Consider the following 25493-nt stretch of genomic DNA (forward strand, 5'->3'; position numbering starts at 1 on the left):
AATGACAGATCCAAATAATAAAAACAACATTGACATTGAACTGCTTAAAGTTAAGGTGGATATCTGGAAACAGGTTATTAACACGCAGCAACACTTTAATGATTTGGCAATGAAAATACGAAATTTCGCCATTCTCATTCTTTCGGCTTTCATAGGAGCCATTGGTGTCAGTTTTAAATCTGGATTTGCATTTAATATGCTAGGCCATTCAACCTCGATAGCAACTATATTATCCTTTGGCGCAGCATTAATATGGTTATTGTTTTTCTTTGTTGATGTTTATTGGTATCACCCTCTTTTGATTGGTGCGGTAAAAAAAGGCATACATATAGAAAAGCATATTGGCACGGAACTAAAAGACTATATAGACCTTACTCATACAATTGGGAAAGAAAGTCCTAAAGAAATAAAGTTCAGTATTTTCAAAAAAGTGCTGGCAAGATTTGAATTGCATAGCAATCACAAAGCAAAAACCTTTTACATTGGTGTTTTCATTTTATTAATTACTTCATCAATTATATTATTTTTTGTTGACAAGCCAGAGTCACCAGCAAAGGGAATATATGACAAGCCTTCTTTATCAATACATTGCAAGAGAACGATTAATTACGATGGCATCAATTGCAATATAATCCCTCAGTAAATTATTCATTGGCCTGCCCCGCAGGCCAAAAATCACTTCCCAAACAATTTCGGGTAAATATTTTGCAAGTCACTTTCGATTTCTGCATAATATGATTTAAGAGACTCATCACTAGCTCTTGGTGCCTGCGTTCCCAATGCTTTATGAATCCTCTTGTTTAGCACTACTCTACCTTGTATTTTCCTAAATTGATTTTTTAACGCGACCTCTAAGTATATATATCCACTCAAAAAAACAAACATAAGAATATCTGTGGGCTCAGTCATATCCTTAATCATTTCTCTGGACTCATCTATTTGCATTAAAATTGTTTTAGATTTCTCTGCTAATTTAGCATCGAAGATAGAGTATGGATTGTGCGCATAAATATTTCTAATACTGTTTATATTGTTAAATAGTTTTTTAAAATCAGAACGCACCACCCCCAAACTAATTAATATATCAACCTTCAATATAAAACTAATACGCCGCATCTCTAATGAATCCACATCATCAATACAAGCGGTCAATAGCCGATCCAATAAAATATCGATTTCATAATGACTTTTTATAACCAGCGATAGTTGCTCTTGAGGTTCCTCAAGTAGCTTGACGAACTCATCTAAAGTCACAAAATCCTTGTCCACAATAATGCCTTTTGTTTGATAGCTATAACATATGAATATTTATACAATAAGTATCAGTTCTTGTGTATCTCAGAATAAATATTAATTCCTTCCTACTGTGCGCAATGCTTTCCCCGCCTCGCCTGCCCGCTTTGTGTGTTGGTTTTAATGCAGTTGCATTGCGAGGCAACTGCTGCCACAGACCCAAATAATACGTCAGGGGAATAGTAGCTTTAGAAGCGAAGCAATGAACGCCGGAATGACTCGTTTCCGCCACCGCCGGGCGGCTTTTTTTATCCTCCTCGTTTGCCTGCCTCAGAGCCTCGCTACGCCCCCGAACAGCACGGAGCTACCCACTGACACTCCCGCGAACCCGCGCAGCGCAGCGACGTGCTCAGGCCGTGAAATTAAATATCATTAAATAAATACTTTACCGCTGGCGCGCAGTGCTTTCCCCGCCTCGCCTGCCCGCTTCGTGGGTCGGTTTTCATGCAGGTGCATCGGAGGGCTCAGGCCGCGCCGGGACAGGGGCCGGACAGGAATAACAGGGCGAGGAAACGCATGCAAAACCATGCACCCTGTGGATGCATGGCTTAATTCGGGAAAAATAGCGGTATTTTCGGGGATTTTTTGCGGGGGCTACCTGCCGGCCAGTTCCGTGCGCCGGCGGGCATAAATCAGGCTCTGTGCGGGGGTGTATTTTTCCTGATTATCGACCCGCGAAGCCGCGTCAGGCCTGAATCCGATGGCCGTTAAAATATCGCTGTCTTCTGCCGAATAATTAATTTCTTCACCGGTACTCAGCCACACGGACAGCGCTTCCCTCAGGTAATGCGCCGAACGGTCGAGTGCATGGCCGGTCAGGAGTGCGGGCTGCTGGCTGAGTCCCATCAGCTCCGGGGCGAGCGTGGCGGCCAGTTCAGCACCGTGCGCCTGCATAAAGTCATTCAGCCGGTTGCGGATACTGATGCGCTGTACCGCTTCATGGGAGCGGATATAGCGCCCGGCGGCCTGATTAATCTCCCATTTTTTGACATCGATAATGTCGCGCAGTGTCTGCATTCTGCCCGGTATACGGTCATCTCCGGCCAGCACCTGTTCCCGGTATTCCTGTTCTGCGGCCGCGAGTTCGGCTTTACAGTTCAGCCAGGCGGTTTCATTCTTCTGACAGGCTTCAAAGGCCTGCTGCAGCGTAAGGGTGGTCATGGTCAGTTCTCCCCTGATTAATGGCGGTATGGCGAGCTGTAGCAGCCCTGCACTTTACGGGGTGCCGGAGGCGTGACCGGCTCCGCGACAGGTGGCGTTTTCTCCGCCGGGGGCCGGATAACCTCGTCGATGGCTTCAGTAGTGCGGAACGTCGCCGAGCACTCAATATTGGTGCACTGGTGATAGCGCTGTTTGACGTTCTCCGACAGATAGCGGGAGGTGCGGGCATGCGCCGACTTTTTGCAGAACGGACAGTGCATCATGGCAGCAGCCCCCGCGCTTTCAGGTCAGCCTCACGCTGACGGATTTTCTCCTGCCAGACCTTACGCTCGCCGGGCGTGCTGGCGGCGTCGTGGTCCATATGCGGAAGCGCGACGGCCGGGAAACCGGTCAGGGAGAGCACCGGCTCATCGGCTGGCGTGACGGAGAAGGCGCTCACTTTCCCGGTCAGGAAGGTCACCACCTGATGCATGACCTCTTTCTCCGGCTCGATGTACCCCTGATGGCCGGTGGTGTTGGCCAGCGGATTTTCCATCACCTCTGCTTTCAGCACCATCGCCCGGACCAGTGGCCCGAGGGTGTCATTCAGCGCGCGGTTAAGCTCTTCCTCAGCGTATTTACTCAGCACAGCATGATGCGCCTGGCGGAATGCCCGCGCGGTGCTGTTGCAGGTGGCTTTCAGCTGGTCACGTTCAAAGGCCAGCACTTCGGTCAGGTTGTGGCATTCCTGCGCCAGCTCCCGGCGGGCCACTCGCTCGATATGGCCGCTTTTCAGCTCATCGGTCAGCATGGCACCCCCGGCACGGAAAGCGGCGCGCCATGTGCGGGTGTCGCTGCCGTTGTCCTGCTCCAGCGCCGCTTTCTGCTCCTCCGCGCGGGTAATGGCCGTCAGGGTGTCCTCCATCCGGCGGGCCTGTTCAAGATGGGCTTCTCGGGCTGCGGCCAGTCGCTCCAGCGCCGGTTTCAGGTAATCAGGGATAAAGGTGGTGTCGGTCATGGCAGGTTTCCTCGTGATTTCAACATGAGGTGATTCTGCCGGGGCACACACAACAACACGACCTGTTGCGGTTGTGGCAGTTCTGGCACAAACAGGACGTCAAAACCCGGCTTGCCAGAGAAAGGTCTCAGGAAAAGCATACTCACCGTTTATTTTTTTACATATAACTGTTCACCACTGTTCACTTTAAATAAAAGAATAAGTAATACAGTAAGTTAAGTGGTGAACAGTTGAGGTCAGAAGTGTTCACCGACTGTTCACTACTGTTCACTTTTCTTTGTGGCAGGACGGGAAGAAAAAAGGTTTATTAAATGTTTCTCCCTGTTAATTATCCCGTTATTCATTGATATTAATGATTTTACTTTCTCAGGATGGGCGAGGATGCACCATATTGCATTATATTGCCCTTTATTTACCATGTGGGTGTTTTTTGACCTGTGTTGTGTGAGTGACAGGCACATCCCGCCTTGTTGCAATGCCCCGTTTTATGCTGAAAATAGAGCGCTACCTGAAGCCGGACGGACACGACCGGCACTGTATGGACTTTATGAGGTAGCCCGATGCACACCGCTTTTTCTTCCCCGTCTTCTGCCCCTGCCGCGCCGCTGATGCCGGTTTCTGATGCCGTTCAGGAACGCTTTATCCGCCTGCCCGAAGTGATGCATCTGTGCGGGCTGTCCCGCTCCACGATTTACGACCTCATCAGCCGCGAGGCTTTCCCGAAACAAATCTCGCTCGGCGGAAAAAACGTGGCGTGGGCGCAGTCGGAAATCACCACATGGATGGCCGACCGTATCGCCGAACGTAACCGGGGCTATGACGCATGATGATGCCCGTTCCGCAAAAAGCCCCTTTTTCTGGCTTGCTTCCCTTCGCCGTTTCCAGGTATAGTTTTGCCGCTGTCGCAAAATCGGCAGCCGGAATTGGCGTTCCGAATAACTTCAAGGCGACACGACACGCGCCATGCGTGTTTTTTTATGTCGTTGCTCAGGCACACCCATTTTCAGGGCTGTGGTGTTTATTCGTGCACCAGGGTTCTTTTCTGATAATGGTAGTCCGGGCGGGGCAGCCTTCGGGCTGGCCGGTTCCCTTGAAGGCCGGTTACGCCAACCCCGCTCGGGCTGCCACCAGTGAAATTGGCGTTTCCGGTGGTAGTTTTTCAAACTACTTCAAGGAGGCTGCCATCATGGCTACTATCCTCACCCCGTCACACCCGCAGTTTGTCTTTGTGTTTGCCGCCGTTCGTCGCGCAGACCGTCAGCCCCGTATCTGTATGCTCCGCGCCGTCGCCGGGGATGAACACGCCGCACGCCTTTCCCTCGTCCGCGATTACGTCCTCTCGTTTGCCGGGCGTCTGCCGGTGGCGGAGGTGCGCGCATGAAACAGCCCGCTATCACCGTCAAAGACCTCGAATGCCTTGAGCACCTGCGTAACGTCGGCCAGTTCGTCGGCGAGCTGATGCAGGTGCAGGACTGTACTTCCCTGCGTCGTGACCCGGCCCAGCAGTTACAGCTCACCTCCGTGATTTACCTCATGACCGCCCAGCTCGACGGTGTGGTCGAGCGCTGCAACCACCGCTGGTTCACCGGGGAGGGCAACGTATGAAAACGCCATTACCGCCCGTATTGCGTGCCGCCCTGTATCGCCGCGCCGTGGCCTGTGCCTGGCTGACCCTGTGCGAACGCCAGCACCGCTATCCTCACCTCACCCTCGACGCGCTGGAAAGTGCCATCGCCGCCGAGCTGGAGGGCTTCTATCTGCGCCAGCACGGCGAGGAAAAAGGCCGTCTGATTGCCTGTGCATTACTGGAAGATTTGATGGAGGCCGGGCCGCTGAAAGCCGCCCCGGCGCTGTCCTTCCTCGGGCTCGCCGTGATGGATGAGCTCTGCGCCCGCCATCTGACATCGCCTGTACTGCACTGAGGGAGAAAAAACCATGAAAATGAACGTAACGGACACCGTAAAACAGGCGTGCGGCCACTGGCCGCGCATTCTCCCGGCGCTGGGAATGAAAGTGATAAAAAACCGCCATCAGGCCTGCCCGGTGTGTGGCGGCGCTGACCGGTTCCGCTTTGACGATAAAGAGGGGCGCGGCACATGGTTCTGTAACCAGTGCGGTGCCGGTGACGGCCTGAAACTGGTTGAGAAGGTGTTCGGCGTGTCGGCACCTGAGGCCGCCCGGAAGGTGAACGCCGTCACCGGCCACCTGCCGCCGGTGGCCCCGGAGGTGATGGCAGCCGCAGACGCCGGAACAGAGGCCGACCGTAAAGCGGCCACTGCGCTGGCCGTCAGACTGCTGGAGAAAACCCGCCCGGCCACCGGCAATGCCTACCTGACCCGCAAGGGCTTTGCCGGTTGTGAGTGTCTGACGCTGACCACGTCGCACAAAACCGGCGGCGTGGCCTACCGTGCCGGTGATGTGGTGGTGCCGCTGTATGACGGGACCGGCGCGCTGGTTAACCTCCAGCTTATTAATGCTGAGGGGCTCAAGCGCACCCTGAAGGGCGGGCAGGTCAAAGGGGCATGTCATCTCATCGACGGGCAGAAACAGGCCGGGAAACGCCTGTGGATAGCAGAGGGCTATGCGACGGCCCTTACCGTGCATCACCTGACCGGGGAAACCGTCATGGTGGCGCTGTCGTCCGTGAACCTTCTTTCTCTGGCGAGCCTGGCCCGTCAGAAACACCCGGCCTGTCAGATTATCCTCGCCGCTGACCGTGACCTGAACGGCACCGGCCAGAACAAAGCCACCGCAGCCGCTCAGGCCTGTGAGGGCGTTGTCGCCCTGCCGCCGGTGTTCGGTGACTGGAATGATGCGGTGATGCTGAAAGGTGAGGACGCCACGCGGAAAGCCATTTATGCCGCCATCCGGCCAGCAGCCCAAAGCCCCTTTGACACCATGAGCGAGGCGGAATTTACCGCCATGAGCGCCAGCGATAAGGCGATGCGGGTGCATGAGCATTACGGCGAAGCGCTGGCCGTAGACGCCAACGGCCAGCTCCTGTCCCGGTATGAAAACGGCATCTGGAAGGTGATAACGCCGTCTGATTTTGCCCGCGATGTGGCCGGGCTGTTCCAGCGTCTGCGCGCCCCGTTCTCGTCGGGGAGAATTGCGTCGGTGGTGGAGACCCTGAAACTGATTATTCCGCAGCAGGACTCCCCTGCACGCCGTCTGATTGGTTTTCGCAACGGGGTGCTCGATACCCGCTCAGGTATATTCAGCCCGCACAGCAAATCGCACTGGCTGCGCACCCTGTGCGACGTGGATTTCACCCCGCCGGTGGAAGGGGAAACACTGGAAACCCACGCGCCGAACTTCTGGCGCTGGCTCGACCGGGCGGCCAGTGGCAACCCGACAAAACGTAACGTGATTCTGGCCGCGCTGTTTATGGTGCTGGCTAACCGCTATGACTGGCAGCTCTTTCTCGAAGTCACCGGCCCCGGCGGCAGCGGGAAAAGTATTCTCGCCGAAATCGCCACGATGCTGGCCGGAGAGGATAACGCCACGTCAGCCGATATCGACACGCTGGAAGACCCCCGCAAGCGTGCCTCCCTGATTGGCTTCTCGCTTATTCGTCTGCCTGACCAGGAGAAATGGAGCGGTGACGGTGCCGGACTCAAGGCCATCACCGGCGGCGATGCGGTCTCCGTTGACCCGAAATACCAGAACCCGTACTCGACGCATATTCCGGCGGTCATTCTGGCCGTGAACAACAATCCGATGCGCTTCACCGACCGCAGCGGCGGCGTGTCGCGTCGCCGGGTGATTATCCACTTCCCGGAGCAGATAGCGCCGGAAGAACGCGACCCGCAGCTCAGGGATAAAATCGCCCGCGAGCTGGCCGTGATTGTGCGCCAGTTGATGCAGCAGTTCAGCGACCCGATGAGTGCCCGCGCTCTGCTCCAGTCGCAGCAGAACTCCGACGAGGCGCTCAACATCAAGCGCGATGCTGACCCGACGTTTGATTTTTGCGGCTATCTGGAGGCGCTGCCGGAGCCCGACGGGATGTATATGGGGAACGCCAACATCATTCCGCGCCAGCCGCGTCTGTATCTGTATCACGCCTATCTGGTGTACATGGAGGCCCACGGCTACAGGAATGCACTCAGTCTGACCATGTTCGGCAAGGGGCTGTCAGCCATGCTGAAAGAGTACGGTCTGAATTACGATAAACGCCGCACAAATCAGGGCATGCAGACCAATCTCGCGCTCAGGGAGGAAAGCAACGCCGACTGGCTGCCTAAGTGCGACGAACCCACCGCGACATAACCTACCCGGACCGGCATTGCCGGTCTTTTTTTACCGGAAAACCGGCCAGAGTGAATAGTAAAGTGTTCACTGTTCACCGAGTGTTCACCCGCTAAAATTATGAAAATAAACAACAAAAATACCGAGTGAACAGTGTGAACAGTTTTTCCAGAAAAAACTTTTTACCCTCAAAAATTATCAGTTCTTTGAGTGCAAGAAGTGGGCAAGATACTCAACCTAAGTTTATGATACTTGAATTGATTAGCATGACTTTTTAACTATCATTTGATTTTCAATAGTAATTTTGATAACACAAATAACAACTTAGTATAATTGATATGTGTAACCTAAAGGACATATACAACATGGCATTTACTGATGAAACAATTACAGCAATAAAATCTTATATCGACGCACATCTGGGAGGCTGGGATTGGCATAAAAAAAGATTCGACTTCATTTCAGATGAAACACTTCAGTCACGACTTGCAGACGAATTCATCTCAACTAGGTATATATACAAAATACTAGAAGGAATGAATGCTGACGAGTGGCTTTTGAGAGCGCAAATCCGCTTACAAGTATTAGCATACGCATCGATATATGAGGCAGTACTCCACCATATTTTATTTACAGAAATGTCGTCAAATAAGCATGTACAAGCATTAACAGAGTTTGAAACCAAAAAAGAAATATCAATCCCACAGAATCAAATAATTACTTTAGCCAAAGCACTTAAACATGATGAGAAAGATATCATTCCGACATATAAAAGTATCGCAAAAACAGACATAACAAAAGTGCGATTTGATAAAAAAGCAGAATGTGCTGAAAGACTAGGTTTAATTGATGCAAAGCTCAAGGATGAACTCATTGAATTATATGAAGCCAGAAATGCCATTCACATTCATGCTGAAATTAAAAAAAATTTAGATTATCAGTTAGACTTATCCAAGAGAGCATATATGCGAATGGAGCCTTTTGTTATGCAAATCAAGGAGAATTTACCAAAAATATTAGCCAATCAAAATTGACATAGTGACAATTTTATTTAAGTCTTTATATGACTAAAATCATTTAAAAAATTTTATTTCCATTCATCATTTTTATCTGACCTCCAGTCCATTTCGGACTGGAGGCCGACGTTATGAACGTTAAGTTAACTCTGGGTATTTTGCAAGCTCCTGTATCAGTGAACGATACGGCACACCGATATTATCAGCAAATTTTATTCCCATCTCTTCAATCGAGCCGATAAGGCAATCAGTGGCCACGTTCAGCGAGAATATGGCTAAATTGATATCAGCATCATTTGGGGTACCACGCCCCTTGAGTTCATCGATCCTCTCGATAGCTAGTGGCAGAGGGTGGGCCAGATTTGACAGTAATTGGTGACTAAGCCCAATATTAGCCAGCCGTGGACATCGTGCCTCAAACTCAGCTTTAGAGTAATACATCTCCGACCTATTTTTTAGGCTATTCTTTTGTCCTTTAGACAATGAGCTATAGAATTCATGATTGACTATCCGTGCCTGTTGCTCAAGTAAACCAGCGGTAAACTCCTCGAGAGTTTCAACAGGTTCACCTGCTTTCACTCTGATATCACGCCATTTATAATTTCTGTCTTTTTGGAGAATATGAAACCGTAAATCAGCTTCTTCTTCCGAGATCATTTCTGTGCCGTAAAAAAAAAGCGCTTGGAAATTTTCCATAATGCTTCTGGATAAAAGAGCTATAGTGGTTAAATCCCACACAGCCATATCAGGATCATCTCCATTGCGCAGCACTGGCAGCAACTTATTTAGACTGTGTGCCGTCAACACCTGTCGTGTAAAAATATTGGCAGCACGCAGACCCCGCCCATCAGTCTTAATCCCCCCCTGATTCAATGAGATTACCATGGCAATCTCGCATGACCGACAAAACTGCTTATAAAGATAAATGTAAGTTTTCTCGGTAGCTGTGTGCTCTCGGTAACGAATGCGGACGAATTTTTTAGTCTTTTTCTTCATTTTCAACCGTTTATTATCCAGCCTTGATATTTATTATATTATGAATATTCAATTATAATTCTCAACCTGGTAGTAGACAGAGATTTTATCTCATGACAATCAGCCGCAAAGAACAATCTTATTCGTCCAGTTCACGCTCACAGCAGACTATAACGCTTGTACCTATAATCTGCGGAGGTGAACAGTAAAGTGTTCACTGTTCACCGAGTATTCACACGCTAACACCATGAAAATAAATGACAAAAACCCTCAGTGAACAGTGTGAACAGTTTTCACCAAAAAAACTTTTTACTTCCCCCTCATCACCATCGTATTGCGGTGATGGTCGCCGGAAAAAGGCCAGAGACGCGCTGAGGTGAAGAGTTGACTGTTCACTCCTCACCAACTGATCACCATCTATCATTATGATATTAAAAAGAAAAACAAGAAGGTGAACAGTGTGAACAGTTAAATGCAAAAAAACTTTTTCTCTAGACTTTGTAGATACAGAAAAATCATCAGTAGGAAGAGCAATCGACAACTTTAGATAGGTAAGAATGCTATGACATTCCATAATTGGTACACGTTTAGGTACACAAATGAAAGTTGAATTCATTAAAATCATTTATTTTTAAATAGTTACAATATTTATTCAGACTCCGCCAGCCCACCACTTTTTAGTTGTTTGAAGTACAATGAAGTCGACTAAGCCCGCACAGCACAAGCTCTGCGGGCTTTTTTACGTCTATTGTCGTCTAGTGAGAATTGCTGAGAACCACGAGTTATTGCACCCTGAATGGGACCCAAGGCAAAGGGTCCAAAAATTGAGGGTCCCAAAATGGCAAAACTCGCTAAGAAACTCACCGACACTGAAATCAAAAGCACCAAACCTGCCGAGAAAGAGGTTAACCTTTTTGACGGCGATGGTTTGCTCTTGCGAATCGCTCCCCTGGCGAAGGGAGGGAAGAAAAATTGGTATTTCAGATATGCAGTGCCTGTGACCAAAAAGCGAACTAAGGTGAGCTTAGGAACCTATCCTCACCTTACACTTGCGAAGGCACGAGCTTTACGCGATGAATACTTGTCGTTGCTTGCAAATGGTATAGACCCACAAGTTCATAACACCCAGAAAGCCAATGCCCTAAAAGATGCAACGGAACATACATTTCAAGCAGTAGCCAAGAAGTGGCTTGATGAGAAAGTCAAAACGTCAGGCATCTCCCAGGATCATGCTAACGACATCTGGCGAAGTCTAGAGAGAAATATCTTTCCAACGTTGGGTGATACCCCCATTAAGGACATTCGCCCTAAAATGCTTAAACAGCATTTAGACCCCATAGAAAAACGAGGTGTCCTTGAAACATTTCGCCGCATCATATCCCGCCTGAATGAAATTTTCCGCTATGCAGCAACAGAAGAACTCATAGAATTCAATCCGGCTGACAATCTTACCCAGAGATTTAGTAAGCCGAAGAAACAGAACATGCCAGCCCTGCCCCCAACCGAACTCCCCCGCTTCCTTACAGTGTTAAACAACGCCTCAGTCCGTATGGAGACACGATTGCTGATTGAATGGCAGTTACTAACTTGGGTTCGTCCTGGTGAGGCTGTTCGCACAAGATGGGCCGATATAGATACTGACAACTCAATGTGGAACATCCCAGCGGAGTTTATGAAAATGAAGAAGCCTCACAAAGTTCCACTAAGCAAAGAAGCTTTGCGAGTCTTGGATTCAATGAAAGCCATCAGCGGGCATAGAGAGTGGGTTTTCCCCAGTATCAAAGCTCCACTCAATCACATGCATGAACAAACAGCTAATGCGGCCATAATCCGTATGGGCTTCGGAGGTGAGCTTGTAGCCCATGGAATGAGATCTATTGCACGAACGGCCGCAGAGGAGTCGGGTAAGTTCAGGACTGATGTCTTAGAAGCAGCCCTTGCTCACTCAAAAAAAGATGAAATAATTGCAGCTTACAATCGAGCAGAATATCTGGCAGAACGAGTGATTCTCATGCAGTGGTGGAGTGATTATGTCATTGCTCAAAAATTTAAAGCTATTGCGGCATAACAACTCTATAAGGGGTTAAATCTCCCAGCCCCTTATCCACCAAGACATAAACCATTTTTGATACCACTTTTTCTAAACCAATATACATGGGCTGTAACTTACAAAAGCGATTTTCTGCATGAACTGGCAAACGTCTCTGGCATTGAAAAATTTATTTAAAGCTTGTTCTTTTGTGGTTTACATAGCTTCTTTTTATAAATATCCGGGTCCACAGCAATTTTGCAGATCCTGACCTCATACCCAAAATTGGTAATACTTTTGTGGAAATTTTTTAAGTTTATTTTAGAAAACAAAGGTAAATCTTCGGGAAGATTTTTATTAGAAGCTATGGCGAAAACTAGTTTATATTTTTTAGCATCTGGTCTATTTATATGATCGACTAATTTTATATGAGCAGGTAGTTTCTCATTAAGCTTGCCTCGAAACTCAGAGTCACTTATAAAAAGTTCAGAACCTACAAATCCTTGTGAAAAAAGATGGCTCATACTTTGCGAACCAGTGTAATATTTTATATGGATAAAATCTGATTGACCTCTGATAAGATCACAAAATTCAATCTTACTTTTGCCACCACCATGATGAATAAATTTCTGATCCATGTGTGTAAAGGAATTATCATCGTGGCAAAGTTTTTTATTATAATCTTCCTCTCGTTTATATGAATATACAGGGAATTTATCCGACTCCTCATAATGAATTATTTTTTTCATTTCATCATCAATAGTCGATACAAATTTCCTATCTGCAACATACCATATAGAGTCTCGAAGAATATAATTCTGGTCACCTTCTTTTATCTCGGCATAGAGGCATCTATATAATGACCATTTTTTTATTGATTCAAAGTCAGCATTCAAAACATGCAGGTAACTTCTTTTAAGTTCATCAACATTTACTTCAATGCTCTTACCATCGAAATAATCACAAACATGGTCTATTGATAAGGTTTCATGAATGAATTTTTGTCTCTTATCAAAGCAATAGCCTATTTGATTTTCCCAGTCTACTATTTCTGGCTCCCCAAGCCACAAATCATTGAAATCTTTTTCCTTTATCCGATCAATCAAAAGTGAATCCAATATCTCAACCTCTGCTTCATCTGCCTCCTTGATATTGTTAACCCATTCGAACTCTTCAGGAAGAGGTAACAAGTAAATAGAGTCTATTTTAATTAACAATGCTGGGATAGCCTTCAATTCAATGTCAGGCATGATCACAAACGCATCTTTCCCAGTAATTTTACTTCCTAAAATATCTTCTGTCGAGGTGCCTGTGAGAGTTGTGAGAATATCCATCTCAGAATCTATTTTTAGGTTATATATATCGACTTCTTTACTGCTCTGACTGCGAGTTAACAGGTTTGTTTCGTTGTGACTACCTTTATCTAAACTGCGAATTTTTTTATGCTCAATACTATTAAGAGTTGTTTTAAGCCCAAAACCTTTGACAATGCTGCCATCATTAATTAAGTGATGACCTGTTCCAAACGGGATAAGATATCTGGAATTATTAACTTCGATAACTAAGACTGCTCCTGTGCTACTGTTCATACCGAAGAAATCAAGTTCTATGTTAGGGTTTTGGCCCATAAAAAATGTGGTCCATTCAGGAGGTTTGGGGTCCATATACTGTTTTACATATAGATATGCTCGTGCATCATCCATCTCGAATTCAATAGGCCTTTTGACCCGTTCCAAATTCAAAACCTGATCAATATCATCGCTAAACCTTTTTGTTTTATAAATAGAAAGCTTTATCTTCATTCTATTTTACCTGATATTTTTAACGGGCCAGTATACTTAAAGAGTTCAATAACTGAGTATCTAATGTTTCTCTTACTGGTGTAGGAAGCCCATTTGCAACTCTATAATTTTTGATAGCAGTTCGTGTCGCTGGCCCCATACTTCCGTCAATATTACCGTTATAAAAACCTTTATCCAGCAACGCGAACTGCACACGCATGATTAAACGTTTACGCTTTTCAGTATCAGAAGTCAGCCCACTACTTGCACGGGTAGTTCCATTCGTTCCAGCAGAGTTTGTGGTCGTAGAGGTATCCATGTCATTAGAGCGAAGCGAACGAACAGATGAAGAAGACGATGACGAACTTGTCCCTGAACTGGATGAACCTGATGAGCTTGGTGAACTGTATGTTTTAGGATAATAAGGAGTGCTTCCACCATAGTACCCACCACCAGACGAAGATCTATGAGAACTATGGCTTCGATGGGAGCTATGACTACGGTGCCCTGCAATGTAGAAAGGTACTTCCGTGTTAAGTGGAGCTATAACTAAATCATGCTCATTAAGAGTCATACCAGGCAAATCACTTGCTCCAGTGGAGGAATCACTTGCCCATACAGAATTATTGAGTGCTAAAAATCCCGGAAGCAGAGCAGCGAAATTAAATTTTTTCATAAAATTGGTCTCGGTGGTTGATGGAAACGGCCTTTTGATGAACTGAAATATCCAGCACAGGAAGACTTCTGAGTACATTCATCACATTCTTTGGGATAGTAATTTTTCCAGTCAGAAATTGACTGAGTAGCAAATCCCCAGGCTCTTTCAGGAAGATGGCACAATGGGTAATTGAAGATTGTTAGAGGGATGCCTGACCTTTGTGCTGTTCCTATGGCAGAGAGAATTTTCTCACTATAGCTATCATGCTCAATGAAGATTGATGACCAGTTTTTACGTGCCCAGCCAATAGATTCTAACCCCATAAGAGAAATCTGGTTGATATTGGAGAACACGCGACCAGCGAACTCTATGATTTTGTCCAGTTCCATATAGTTAGCCAGTGTAGGAATGATTCTTAACTCAATGTTGATCCCTGAGTTACCGGCATTGATAAGCCCCCTAACTGTCTCATCAAATGCCCCCTCGCTTCCAACCAGATAGTCATGAACTGACGACCTTGAAGAATAAAGCGGAATACCGAAAGTTATTTTGAGCTTTTCGCTTCGCTCTTTCATCTGTTGAGTAAAACTGACATCTGCAAACTTTCGTCCATTGGTCAAAACATGCAAAGCTGTCTCAGGTGAGTTTTCGATTATGAAGTCCAGAAATTGCAGGAAATCTTCGCCATACAGTAGAGGTTCTCCCCCACTCACTCCTACTACACCATTCAGGGAGAAAGAGGCGATGGCAAGTGCTGACTGGTTAAGAAGCCAGTCATCGTTTCCTGTCTTAGGAGGCTGAGAACAAAAAAGGCAACTGTTATTGCACCTTTCAGTTACCAGAACAGTGTTATGGTTTGCTCTCCGTGACAAAATCACCCTAATCATGTTTCCGTTGTTAACAATCCCTATATCACCATCTTCTATGGAATTGAAAAGATCAGTGCTCACAACGTAGTCTGCAAAATATGCAGGAAGTCTGGAATCGAGTTCAGTTTCACTGACCAGTAAATTTGGCAGATAGAATTGAGGATTTTCGGGCTTAGATTTGCACAGGCGATAGAAACCTTGCTGAACTGGCAGACCTGCCGTAAATCTGAAAATGTCGTTTCTCAGCACCTCAGACATAAGCCCACCCTTTAAGCATCTTTGCCATCGGTCCATCCTGAGAGATTTCATTCAGAAGGAAGCGGAACATGCCTTTGTGATACTGGCAGAAAGTAGAATGACTCTTGTCACCAACAGGTTCACCATGAACACTAATGTTCTGGCAAGGATCTGCTCCACAGAAAGGCTGGTATGCACAGGTATCACAACCTGGCATGGCGAAGTTAAATGAAGATGAGAGAGCGGAACGGTAGTATTCGTTGCTACTAAATGAGAGTGAGGCAAACTCTCCTGCACTGAAATCTGCTTCCGGGTTTACTTTCTGAAGCATACGACTTTCATCACTACCGTAGACTTTACCGTCATAATTGAACAGGATGCAGTTCAGCACGACTCCGCTTGGCGATTTTAGATCAGCATAACCACTGAAGCCTGGATTGAAAATTCGCTTGAGATGAATAGCAGCCGAGTGCTCAATGACAGGTATTCCCTTTTCATTCTGAATCAACACTTCCTGCATTAACTCTTTATAAAAAGCAAAATACTCTGGCATTGAAAAAGTGAAGCTCTGCTTCTGAGCAAACCCATAAGGGCTAACAGGCCTGATAAACATGTCTGTAAGACTCAGAGACAGATGAGCATCTACTATGGAAGCTGGCTCCTTTGTCAGTTCCTTAGTAACAGTGGTGACAGTTGCAACCCGGTTTGCTCCAAGCTCTTCTGTGATTTTCCGAATACCTGTTACTGCTTTGTTGTGAGCCTGAAAGTCAGTAAGAATGCGATTCTTGTTATGGACGGCTTCATTCCCATCAAGAGAGACAGAAAAGGTGATATTCCGCTCTTTAACCCATGAGAGGATGCTTTCATCGAGTAATGACAGACTTGTAGCAATTACCATTTCGAAAGCATCACTACCCAATAAAATCTCGCACTCGTGATAGATTGACTGGACAAGATCGAACCTGAGAAGTGGTTCACCGCCCTGTACTTCTATCTTGTAGGGAAGTGTACCTAGTTTCTTTATGGTGCTGACAATTTGCGGTATCAGTTTAGGGTTGAGATCATAACCGTCAGCGGTGACCGATGCCCTGCTGACCTGGCAATATTTGCAAGTATGATCGCAACGAAGAGTAGGTACAATCATGAAGATTGGCCTGACCGCCAGTTCATTCATGAGTCGTTTGGCAAAAGCCGAACTTAGTGCATAAGTGGTAACGGATGAAGATTCCTCTCCGCAAACGAAAAGTTTGCTTTCAAGCGATGAGGACTGCTCTAGGCTAATATTACCGTTTACCAGATCGAGAAATTCTTGCTCACCTAAAAAATAATGAAAGCCAGCGAGGTTGCTGATGAATACCCGGCCGTCAGGCATCCTGTCGAAGTTAAAAGGCATCAGTCGCATTATGCAAACCTGTCATCTATGCTTCGAAGAACCTTGCTGATAATGGCATCACGCAACTGACCGGTTTGATGGTGAAGTTTCTCCCGGAGACTAAAATCGTTTACCAGCCTTTCGAATTCAAACTCACATTCAGGACCACTTATTTCAAAAAAGATAATCCACGAGGATGTGTTTTCTTCAAGTCTCCATGGACTTACAGGAGTCATCCAGTAGAGAGTGTTTCGGATAACCCATTCAGAATAAATATTTTTTTGTAATACCTTTTCCCACATCGCCATTACCTTTCCAAATTAATAATAACGCAAAGAAACCTATTGGATTTAAAGATTATTCTTATAGACAGCATGATACAGCAATTTAACAAAAATGTTACTGAGTATGTCAAGGTTATGAGATCGAATCCTGAACAGAGATTGATTCGTGTCACACCTACCATAATGCAGCAGTACTTTCCATCTTGTTTTAACATATTGAAGTAGAAGAACAAATTTGTTGCAAGATCGTTTCTAGATTACTGATGGGATACATTTTAGGGAATGTGAGTACAGTTTGATAAAAGCAGATAACTAACTCTTCAAGGAGCAAAAAAACCAAACTTTGGTTATTTACTCACATTCACTTAAAAGAGACTCTTTTACAGAGATTTTCAACAAGACAGGAAAACTTTGTAACTCTTCTGCGGATTATGGCAACGATGGCCAATGATCCATCCTACGGTTCATCAGAAAAATTAACGATTGTTGTCGAAGTGTAAGCACACCCGTTTTAGTTCCACGCACTTTTTGAGATCTGCCATCAGCCGGTATTCCTCCGGCGTCAGGTTATTCAGGGATTCATGTGGAACGCTGGCACGATGCAGCCGTCCCCATGCTGCGGCGCCAGACTCCCGGCGCCTGGCCATACTGGCGCTTGAAACTGCGATTGAAGGATTGCTGAGAGTCGAAACCCAGCGCGATGGCCACGTTGAGGATCGGCTCGTCGCTAAGGGTTAAGCGCTCAAGCGATTTTTGCAGCTTCCGGGCGCGGATGTATTCGCCAATGGGATGGCCGGTATGTTCTTTGAATATCCGCTGAAGATGCCACTTCGAATAGCCTGCCCGCCGGGAGACCGTGTCAATATCGAGGCGGCTTTCAAGGTTATTATCAATCCAGTCAAGTAAATCGTGTACAAAAGCGCCAGTGTTCATATCGGGTTCCCCTGGGCTGTTAATAAAAGTATCTTTATCTATTGCATTTAAAAGTGACCTGCTTTGGCATAAATTGCAAGTTTTATTGTTACATTAAAACCCCTGCCTGAAATGTGTCTTTTTCGCTCAACGGAAACAGCACATAAAGTGCAACAATTATTCTTGCACTTAGTTAAGCGCCTTCCTAAAATCGCCGCGATAGTGTATTTGCAACTGTTACAGTTTTGTGGCAATGAACGGCACAAATGGCCTTAAGCCAGCCCGGACACAGGAAGCTACGCAGCGTCCTTCGCTGCGTCTTGCCCGGCGGCAACAATTACCGGAATAAAAATAATGAGCCTGAAAAAAACCTGGGTTAACTTTTATCTACGCGGACTGGGGAGCGCAGTCATCGCCATGCTGCTTGCCAGCTGCGATAACTGCGCAGCGCAAAACGCCGCACCGCAGGCCCCTGCCGTCAGCGCCGCTGACGTAGTGGTGAAATCCATTAGCCAGTGGGACAGCTTTAACGGCCGAATTGAAGCGGTAGAAAGCGTTCAGCTCCGCCCACGCGTCTCCGGCTACATTGAAAAAGTGAACTACACCGACGGCCAGGAAGTGAAAAAGGGCGAGGTGCTATTCACTATCGATGACAGAACCTATCGCGCCGCCCTCGAGCAGGCGCAGGCAACGCTGGCAAGAGCCAAAACACAGGCCAGCCTGGCGCGCAGCGAGGCCAGCCGTACCGACAAATTAATCAACAGCAACGTGGTATCCCGTGAAGAGTGGGAGCAGCGCCGTTCCGCCGCGACCCAGGCGCAGGCCGACATCCAGGCCGCGCAGGCCGCCGTGGATGCCGCTCAGCTTAACCTTGACTTCACCAAAGTGACCGCCCCTATCGATGGTCGCGCCAGCCGCGCGCTGATCACCAGCGGTAACCTGGTGACCGCGGGTGACAGTGCCAGCGTGCTGACAACGGTGGTCTCGCAGAAGACGGTCTACGTCTATTTTGATGTCGATGAATCAACCTATCTTCACTATCAAAACCTCGCCCGCAGCGGCCAGGGGGCGGCCAGCAATCATCTTGCGCTGCCGGTTGAGATGGGTCTCGTTGGTGAGGACGGCTATCCCCATCAGGGAAAAGTGGATTTCCTCGATAATCAGCTAACGCCGAGCACCGGCACTATCCGTATGCGCGCGCTGCTGGATAACAGCCAGCGTCAGTTCATACCGGGCCTGTTTGCCCGCGTGCGCCTGCCGGGCAGCGCCGAATTCCAGGCCACGCTAATCGACGACAAAGCGGTACTGACCGATCAGGACCGCAAATACGTTTATATCGTTGATAAAGAGGGTAAAGCGCAGCGCCGCGATATCAAGCCGGGTCGCCTGGCCGCCGGTTTACGCATCGTCCAGCAGGGGCTGAATCCTGGCGATAAAGTCATCGTCGAAGGATTACAAAAAGTGTTTATGCCCGGAATGCCGGTTAACGCGAAAACCGTGGCGATGACCGCCAGCACTGCCCTCAACTGATCCCTTGACCTGAGAATCCGACGCATGGACTTTTCCCGCTTTTTTATCGACAGGCCGATTTTTGCCGCGGTGCTGTCGATTTTGATTTTTATTACCGGGCTCATCGCCATCCCGCTGCTGCCGGTCAGCGAATACCCTGACGTCGTACCGCCGAGTGTGCAGGTACGCGCGGAGTATCCGGGCGCCAACCCGAAAGTGATCGCCGAGACCGTGGCGACGCCGCTGGAAGAAGCGATCAACGGCGTCGAAAACATGATGTACATGAAGTCCGTCGCCGGCTCCGACGGCGTACTGGTTACCACCGTCACCTTCCGCCCGGGCACCGACCCCGATCAGGCGCAGGTTCAGGTACAAAACCGGGTATCACAGGCCGAAGCGCGTCTGCCGGAAGATGTACGCCGTCTGGGGATCACTACCCAGAAACAGTCGCCGACGCTCACCCTGGTGGTGCATCTGTTTTCGCCCAACGGTAAATACGATTCGCTGTATATGCGTAACTACGCCACCTTAAAAGTGAAGGATGAACTGGCGCGCCTGCCCGGCGTCGGCCAAATCCAGATTTTTGGTGCCGGCGAATACGCCATGCGAATCTGGCTGGATCCGAATAAGGTCGCCGCACGTGGCTTGACCGCCTCCGATGTGGTGACGGCGATGCAGGAGCAAAACGTGCAGGTCTCCGCCGGGCAGCTTGGCGCCGAGCCACTGCCGAAAGAGAGCGACTTCCTGATCTCGATTAACGCCCAGGGTCGTCTGCACACGGAAGAAGAGTTCGGCAATATCATTCTCAAAACGGCCCAGGATGGTTCGCTGGTCCGTCTGCGCGACGTGGCGCGCATCGAAATGGGGTCGGGCAGCTACGCGCTGCGTTCCCAGCTTAACAATAAAGATGCGGTCGGGATCGGCATCTTCCAGTCGCCGGGGGCCAACGCCATTGATTTGTCGAATGCGGTACGCGCCAAAATGGACGAACTGTCCACGCGTTTCCCGGAAGACATGAAGTGGGCCGCCCCTTACGACCCCACCGTTTTTGTGCGCGACTCCATTCGCGCGGTGGTGCAAACCCTGCTCGAAGCGGTAGTGCTGGTAGTACTGGTGGTGATCCTGTTCCTGCAAACCTGGCGCGCATCGATTATTCCGCTGATTGCCGTACCGGTCTCGGTGGTGGGGACGTTCGGTATTCTCTACCTGCTTGGCTTCTCGCTTAACACCCTGAGCCTGTTCGGCCTGGTCCTCGCCATTGGGATCGTGGTGGACGACGCGATTGTGGTGGTGGAAAACGTCGAGCGCAATATCGAGGAGGGGCTCGCCCCTCTGCAGGCGGCGCACCAGGCGATGCGCGAAGTGTCCGGGCCGATTATCGCTATCGCCCTGGTGCTGTGTGCAGTATTCGTGCCGATGGCCTTCCTCTCCGGCGTAACCGGGCAGTTCTATAAACAGTTTGCGGTGACGATCGCGATTTCGACGGTGATCTCGGCCATCAACTCGCTGACCCTCTCCCCGGCGCTGGCGGCCCTGTTGCTGAAGCCGCACGGCGCGCCGAGAGACCTCCCGACCCGGCTTATCGATCGCCTGTTCGGCTGGCTGTTCCGTCCGTTCAACCGCTTCTTCCATCGCAGCTCGCACGGTTACCAGGGGCTGGTTGGCAAAACGCTCGGACGACGTGGCGCCGTGTTTATTGTTTACCTGCTGCTGCTCGGCGCCGCCGGCGTGATGTTTAAAGCCGTGCCGGGCGGGTTTATTCCCACCCAGGATAAGCTCTACCTGATAGGCGGCGTGAAAATGCCGGAAGGTTCTTCGCTGGCCCGCACCGACGCGGTCATCCGTAAGATGAGCGAAATCGGGATGAACACTGAAGGCGTGGATTATGCGGTGGCGTTTCCGGGGCTTAACGCGCTGCAATTCACCAATACGCCGAACACCGGCACGGTATTTTTTGGCCTGAAGCCGTTCGATCAGCGTAAACATTCCGCAGCGGAAATTAACGCCGAGATCAATGCCAAAATCGCGCAAATACAGCAAGGCTTTGGCTTCTCTATCCTGCCGCCGCCGATTCTCGGCCTCGGCCAGGGGTCCGGTTACTCGCTGTATATTCAGGATCGAGGGGGCTTAGGCTATGGCGCGCTGCAAACGGCGGTGAATACCCTGTCCGGAGCGATCATGCAGACACCGGGGATGCATTTCCCTATTTCAGCCTATCAGGCGAACGTACCGCAGCTGGATGTGCAGGTCGATCGCGACAAGGCGAAAGCGCAGGGCGTCTCGCTGACCGATCTGTTCGGTACGCTGCAAACCTACCTGGGCTCTTCCTATGTGAACGACTTTAACCAGTTCGGCCGAACCTGGCGCGTCATGGCGCAGGCCGACGGGCCGTTCCGCGACAGCGTGGAGGATATTGCTAATCTGCGCACCCGGAATAACCAGGGTGAAATGGTGCCGATCGGCAGTATGGTCAATATCAGCACGACCTACGGGCCGGATCCGGTGATCCGCTACAACGGCTATCCGGCGGCGGATCTGATCGGCGACGCCGATCCTCGGGTGCTCTCTTCCGCTCAGGCGATGAGCAAACTGGCCGCCATGTCCGGCCAGCTGCTGCCGAATGGTATGAACATCGAATGGACGGATCTGAGCTTCCAGCAGGCCACCCAGGGCAACACCGCGCTGATTGTCTTCCCGGTGGCGGTGCTGCTGGCGTTCCTGGTGCTGGCGGCGCTGTATGAAAGCTGGACGCTGCCGCTGGCGGTGATCCTCATCGTTCCGATGACGCTGCTCTCCGCCCTGTTTGGCGTCTGGCTCACCGGCGGCGATAATAACGTCTTCGTGCAGGTTGGACTGGTGGTGTTAATGGGGTTGGCCTGTAAAAATGCGATCCTGATCGTCGAGTTTGCTCGCGAGCTGGAAATTCAGGGGAAAGGGATCATGGAAGCGGCGCTGGAAGCATGTCACCTGCGTCTGCGTCCGATCGTGATGACCTCCATTGCCTTTATTGCCGGGACAATTCCGCTGATCCTCGGCCACGGCGCGGGCGCGGAAGTGCGCGGCGTCACCGGGATTACGGTGTTCTCCGGGATGCTGGGCGTGACGCTGTTTGGTCTGTTCCTGACACCTGTGTTCTACGTCACGCTGCGTAAGCTGGTCACCCGCGGCAAACCGGCACCAGAAGCGCTGCCTGAATAGGCAGCTGCCGACAACAAAAAACCGCCTTCTGCTTGAAGGCGGAAACGAATGACAAACCGCTTTTGAACATTGCACCCGCGTTTTGCCGGGTGGCGGCTGACGCCTGACCCGGCCTACAAAACCCACACTATCAAGCAATAACACAAGCTCTGTTGGCCAACAAAACCCACACTACTAGGGATGGCACAATCTCTGTAGGCCCGCGCAAGCGAAGCGCCGCCGGGCAATGTAAGACGCTCGCGCTTTGCCAACAGCCTGCGCTTTCGGTATGAAGATGGAAATTGGGAGGCAAAGCGGTTTTTGAACATCGCACCCGCGTTTTGCCGGGTGGCGGCTGACGCCTGACCCGGCCTACAAAACCCGTACCATCAAGCAATGACACAACCTCTGTTGGCCAACAAAACCCACACTATCAAGCAACGACACAAGCTCTGTTGGCCAATAAAACCCGTACCATCAAGCAATGACGCAATTTCTGTTGGCCAACAAAACCCATGCGACCAAGGATGGCACAAGCTCTGTAGGCCCGCGCAAGCGGAGCGCCGCCGGGCAATGTAAGACGCTCGCGCTTTGCCAACAGCCTGCGCTTTCGGTATGAAGATGGACATTGGGGGCAAAGCAGTTTTGAACAGCGCACCCGCATTTTGCCGGGTGGCGGCTGACGCCTGACCCGGCCTACAAAACCCGAACCATCAAGCAATGACACAAGCTCTGTTGGCCAACAAAACCCACGCGACTAAGGATGGCACAATCTCTGTAGGCCCGCGCAAGCGAAGCGCCGCCGGGCAATGTAAGACGCTCGCGTTTATCAACAAGCGACGCCTTCTGAGTGAAGGCGTTTTTACGCTGACGGCAGGATTAATGCGCTTTTTTCAGAGTATCCAGTTCCGGTAGCAGATCGCAGCCGCTGGTATCGCCTTTTTTGACCTTTTCCAGCGCGCTTGCCACGGTATGGCGGGCTAATACATCCAGAGAAGCCTGCTCTGCTTCGTCGGCGATAGACTTGAAGTACCAGCAGGCGTTGGCGCTGACCACGCAGCGGGCCGGCACATCGGGCCGCGATGCCCACAGCTTTTTATCTTCAATCACCGACACGTAGATATCACGCAGGGTGATGCTCTCCGCCGGGCGACCAAGGTGAATGGAACCGTTACGTCCCAGCGTGGAGACAATAATACCGTCACGGGTGAGCGGCACCATTAATTTGCGGATAAAGCTCGGGTTGGCTTCCAGTCCGTAGGCCAGAATCGCACTCGTCGAACGTTGACCCAACTGCTCCGCCATCGCTACGCTGAGAACCATCTGCAAAGCTGTCGGGAAGCGATAATCTAACATTTTATCTTCCTGGGTTGCGGTGAATCTTGTTCTTTTTGGCACCGCAGAGGTGAATAAGCAATGAACAACAATATAACAAATACGGTCATTTTTTTGAAGCAATCTACGCGCTACCCGTTGCCTAAAAGACACTTTCCGCACCACACCTGTCGCCAGCCAGGGTATTTAACCGCCCACGTTTATCGCTACAGACGATCCCAGTCCGGCAGCTTGTTGGCGCGCTTACGCCAGGCATGAAACAGCGCCATAAAAAAGCCGAATAAGACCCCGGCGGTCGCGCTGGCGAACAGCGCGCCTGAGGCGCTATAGCCTTCACTTTGCCAGGTGCTGAACCACATAAAAACGCCCCATAAAGGGCCAAACCAGACGGCGAAAAACAGCATATTGAGCCAGAACGGGGCAAACGGCGGCGGCGGCATTTTACCTCCGGCTTTCCAGAAAAGACGCAGCAGCGGAGGCGCATAGTTGCTCCGCCACATCTTTTTCTCTTCCATCAGCGCAAGCGCTTTTTTCTTCTTCTCTTCAAATGCCATCGTTCAGCTCCTTCCTCTGGAGATAAATAATGCCTGTTAAGGGTGTTCAATATTCAGCCACAGGCGCGGAAAAACGGCAATAGCCAACATTTGCCGCGCTGCGCTCCGGGGGCGCCAGACTCCCCCCTCAATAGTTCCACTTCGGCCTGGCCACCGTATTCTTCTTCAGCAAATTGCGAAACTCTTTCAGATATGGCTCGTTACTGCGCCCGCGTTTGCAGATCGCCGAAAACGGCGACTGAAAGCCAAATTCATTAGGCAGTAACACCCGCAGCCGGTTCTCTTTGATCCACGGCCAGGCGTAATGCTCAGGGAGATAGCCGATATATTTCCCTGAGAGAATCAGCAGCAGCTGCGCATCGACGGTTTCCACGGTGGCGCTGCCTTTATTGAAACCGCGCCGACGCAGATCGCTGGTATTCCAGTAGCTGCGGGTCACCAGCGGACACTGGCTGATATGCTCTTTATCAAGCTGGCGGCTGAAAAACATCGGATGAAGATCGCTGCAGTAGAGCCAGTGCTGCTCGCGATAGAGCGGCTCGCTGATAATGTTATGCACCTGGGAGTTGTAGCTGCCGATCGCCAAATCGATATGGTTGTTCAGCACGCCGTTCAGCTGCTCCGCCGGGGTGCGGATAATCAGCTTGATATGCACATGGGGGAACTTATCGCTGAAGCTACGCAGGACCACCGGCAGCGACAGCGCGGTTTCAGTTTCAATCGAGTCCAGCGTTGAGATACAAATCGTGCCGCTGTGCTCGCCTTTCAGCAGCGCCGACTGGCGCTCCAGCTCGTTCAGCTCGCTCAGCACCCGAATCGCCTGCTGTAAAAACTGCTGCCCTTTCTCGGTCAGCGCAAAGCCGCCGCGCCCGCGCTGGCACAGGCTGAACCCCAGTTGCCCTTCCAGCTGAGACATCGCGTTGCTGATTGCCGATACCGAAATACCCAGCTCCTGCTGGGCTCTGTTATAGCTTTCCAGGCGCGCCACCGCCTCAAAAACCTGCAGCTGTCGAATGTTGAGACTGCCGTCGTTGAGCATGATTAGTTCACTAATAAATGAACTAAGTATTTACGCCAGACGATGTA

24 protein-coding genes and 1 pseudogene are annotated in these 25493 nt (G+C 49.8%); 10 read left to right on the forward strand and 15 right to left on the reverse strand.

The annotated features are described in order from the left end of the window. Position 1 precedes the first annotated feature (1 nt). Positions 2-643, forward strand: a complete 642-nt coding sequence (locus FNY10_RS19130; protein WP_160703063.1) for a hypothetical protein — start codon at positions 2-4, stop codon at positions 641-643. Between the two features lie 32 nt (positions 644-675). On the opposite strand, the gene FNY10_RS19135 is transcribed toward FNY10_RS19130, so the two are convergent. The 4 genes from FNY10_RS19135 to FNY10_RS19155 all read right to left on the reverse strand — a co-directional run bounded on the left by FNY10_RS19135 (position 676) and on the right by FNY10_RS19155 (position 3451). After that, positions 676-1269 carry a hypothetical protein gene (locus tag FNY10_RS19135; protein ID WP_142631950.1) on the reverse strand — a complete coding sequence of 198 codons (594 nt, stop codon included), beginning with the start codon at positions 1267-1269 and terminating at the stop codon, positions 676-678. A 618-nt stretch (positions 1270-1887) separates the two neighbouring features. Continuing rightward, positions 1888-2454 (reverse strand): phage polarity suppression protein, encoded by a 567-nt coding sequence (locus FNY10_RS19145; RefSeq protein ID WP_160703065.1) that lies wholly within the window; start codon positions 2452-2454, stop codon positions 1888-1890. Positions 2455-2471: 17 nt separating this feature from the next. Continuing rightward, complete coding sequence (locus FNY10_RS19150) at positions 2472-2717, reverse strand: ogr/Delta-like zinc finger family protein (RefSeq protein WP_004136116.1); 246 nt, start codon at positions 2715-2717, stop codon at positions 2472-2474. Further along, complete coding sequence (locus FNY10_RS19155; RefSeq protein WP_160703067.1) at positions 2714-3451, reverse strand: glycoprotein 3; 738 nt, start codon at positions 3449-3451, stop codon at positions 2714-2716. The genes FNY10_RS19150 and FNY10_RS19155 overlap by 4 nt, the downstream gene beginning before the upstream one ends. A gap of 560 nt (positions 3452-4011) precedes the next feature. Between FNY10_RS19155 and FNY10_RS19160 the strand changes: the two genes are divergently transcribed. The 6 genes from FNY10_RS19160 (at position 4012) to FNY10_RS19185 (ending at position 8733) form a co-directional block, all read left to right on the forward strand. After that, positions 4012-4278: a helix-turn-helix transcriptional regulator gene (locus FNY10_RS19160; protein ID WP_032413985.1), complete on the forward strand. Its 267-nt coding sequence runs from the start codon at positions 4012-4014 to the stop codon at positions 4276-4278. Further along, complete coding sequence (locus FNY10_RS19165) at positions 4275-4832, forward strand: host cell division inhibitor Icd-like protein (RefSeq protein WP_160703069.1); 558 nt, start codon at positions 4275-4277, stop codon at positions 4830-4832. Before FNY10_RS19160 ends, FNY10_RS19165 begins: the two co-directional genes overlap by 4 nt. Then, positions 4829-5056: a hypothetical protein gene (locus FNY10_RS19170; protein WP_004136110.1), complete on the forward strand. Its 228-nt coding sequence runs from the start codon at positions 4829-4831 to the stop codon at positions 5054-5056. Before FNY10_RS19165 ends, FNY10_RS19170 begins: the two co-directional genes overlap by 4 nt. After that, positions 5053-5373, forward strand: coding sequence for a DUF5375 domain-containing protein (locus tag FNY10_RS19175; RefSeq protein WP_117065444.1), 321 nt, complete (start codon positions 5053-5055; stop codon positions 5371-5373). Before FNY10_RS19170 ends, FNY10_RS19175 begins: the two co-directional genes overlap by 4 nt. 13 nt (positions 5374-5386) lie before the next feature. Beyond that, entirely contained in the window at positions 5387-7720 is a 2334-nt protein-coding gene (locus tag FNY10_RS19180) for a primase-helicase zinc-binding domain-containing protein (protein ID WP_160703071.1), read from the forward strand. A gap of 344 nt (positions 7721-8064) precedes the next feature. After that, entirely contained in the window at positions 8065-8733 is a 669-nt protein-coding gene (locus FNY10_RS19185; RefSeq protein WP_142631945.1) for a hypothetical protein, read from the forward strand. 120 nt (positions 8734-8853) lie between these two features. Here FNY10_RS19185 and FNY10_RS19190 read toward each other — a convergent pair whose 3' ends face one another. After that, positions 8854-9711: a hypothetical protein gene (locus tag FNY10_RS19190; protein ID WP_160703073.1), complete on the reverse strand. Its 858-nt coding sequence runs from the start codon at positions 9709-9711 to the stop codon at positions 8854-8856. 817 nt (positions 9712-10528) lie between these two features. On the opposite strand from FNY10_RS19190, the gene FNY10_RS19195 reads away from it, so the two are divergent. Further along, entirely contained in the window at positions 10529-11758 is a 1230-nt protein-coding gene (locus tag FNY10_RS19195; RefSeq protein WP_160703075.1) for an integrase domain-containing protein, read from the forward strand. Positions 11759-11913: 155 nt separating this feature from the next. On the opposite strand, the gene FNY10_RS19200 is transcribed toward FNY10_RS19195, so the two are convergent. The 7 genes and pseudogenes from FNY10_RS19200 to FNY10_RS19225 form a co-directional block, all read right to left on the reverse strand. Then, positions 11914-13521 (reverse strand): TIGR04141 family sporadically distributed protein, encoded by a 1608-nt coding sequence (locus FNY10_RS19200; RefSeq protein WP_160703077.1) that lies wholly within the window; start codon positions 13519-13521, stop codon positions 11914-11916. Between the two features lie 19 nt (positions 13522-13540). Beyond that, positions 13541-14176 (reverse strand): His-Xaa-Ser repeat protein HxsA, encoded by a 636-nt coding sequence (gene hxsA / locus FNY10_RS19205; protein ID WP_160703079.1) that lies wholly within the window; start codon positions 14174-14176, stop codon positions 13541-13543. Further along, on the reverse strand, positions 14173-15285 hold the full coding sequence (gene hxsC, locus FNY10_RS19210; RefSeq protein ID WP_160703081.1) for a His-Xaa-Ser system radical SAM maturase HxsC: 1113 nt from the start codon (positions 15283-15285) through the stop codon (positions 14173-14175). Before hxsC ends, hxsA begins: the two co-directional genes overlap by 4 nt. Further along, positions 15278-16666 (reverse strand): His-Xaa-Ser system radical SAM maturase HxsB, encoded by a 1389-nt coding sequence (hxsB, locus tag FNY10_RS19215; RefSeq protein WP_160703082.1) that lies wholly within the window; start codon positions 16664-16666, stop codon positions 15278-15280. Before hxsB ends, hxsC begins: the two co-directional genes overlap by 8 nt. Beyond that, positions 16666-16938 (reverse strand): His-Xaa-Ser system protein HxsD, encoded by a 273-nt coding sequence (hxsD, locus tag FNY10_RS19220; RefSeq protein WP_160703321.1) that lies wholly within the window; start codon positions 16936-16938, stop codon positions 16666-16668. Before hxsD ends, hxsB begins: the two co-directional genes overlap by 1 nt. Before the next feature lie 493 nt (positions 16939-17431). Continuing rightward, a pseudogene (locus FNY10_RS26650) lies at positions 17432-17510 on the reverse strand (integrase); the annotation flags it as partial. Continuing rightward, complete coding sequence (locus FNY10_RS19225; RefSeq protein ID WP_141963803.1) at positions 17500-17853, reverse strand: helix-turn-helix domain-containing protein; 354 nt, start codon at positions 17851-17853, stop codon at positions 17500-17502. The gene FNY10_RS19225 and the pseudogene FNY10_RS26650, both read right to left, overlap by 11 nt. A 333-nt stretch (positions 17854-18186) precedes the next feature. Here FNY10_RS19225 and FNY10_RS19230 point away from each other — a divergent pair, with 333 nt between their 5' ends. After that, complete coding sequence (locus FNY10_RS19230; protein ID WP_160703083.1) at positions 18187-19362, forward strand: efflux RND transporter periplasmic adaptor subunit; 1176 nt, start codon at positions 18187-18189, stop codon at positions 19360-19362. A gap of 24 nt (positions 19363-19386) precedes the next feature. After that, positions 19387-22539, forward strand: a complete 3153-nt coding sequence (gene oqxB / locus FNY10_RS19235) for a multidrug efflux RND transporter permease subunit OqxB (RefSeq protein ID WP_141963801.1) — start codon at positions 19387-19389, stop codon at positions 22537-22539. An 858-nt stretch (positions 22540-23397) separates the two neighbouring features. On the opposite strand, the gene FNY10_RS19240 is transcribed toward oqxB, so the two are convergent. The 3 genes from FNY10_RS19240 to FNY10_RS19250 all read right to left on the reverse strand — a co-directional run bounded on the left by FNY10_RS19240 (position 23398) and on the right by FNY10_RS19250 (position 25446). Then, positions 23398-23874 carry an RrF2 family transcriptional regulator gene (locus FNY10_RS19240; protein ID WP_100685849.1) on the reverse strand — a complete coding sequence of 159 codons (477 nt, stop codon included), beginning with the start codon at positions 23872-23874 and terminating at the stop codon, positions 23398-23400. A 185-nt stretch (positions 23875-24059) separates the two neighbouring features. Then, on the reverse strand, positions 24060-24407 hold the full coding sequence (locus tag FNY10_RS19245) for a DUF6404 family protein (RefSeq protein ID WP_100685848.1): 348 nt from the start codon (positions 24405-24407) through the stop codon (positions 24060-24062). 127 nt (positions 24408-24534) lie between these two features. Beyond that, positions 24535-25446: a LysR family transcriptional regulator gene (locus FNY10_RS19250; RefSeq protein WP_100685847.1), complete on the reverse strand. Its 912-nt coding sequence runs from the start codon at positions 25444-25446 to the stop codon at positions 24535-24537. Positions 25447-25493 lie beyond the last annotated feature (47 nt).

It is taken from the genome of Klebsiella sp. Lac1, from assembly GCF_009825425.1.
Lineage (GTDB): Bacteria > Pseudomonadota > Gammaproteobacteria > Enterobacterales > Enterobacteriaceae > Klebsiella > Klebsiella electrica.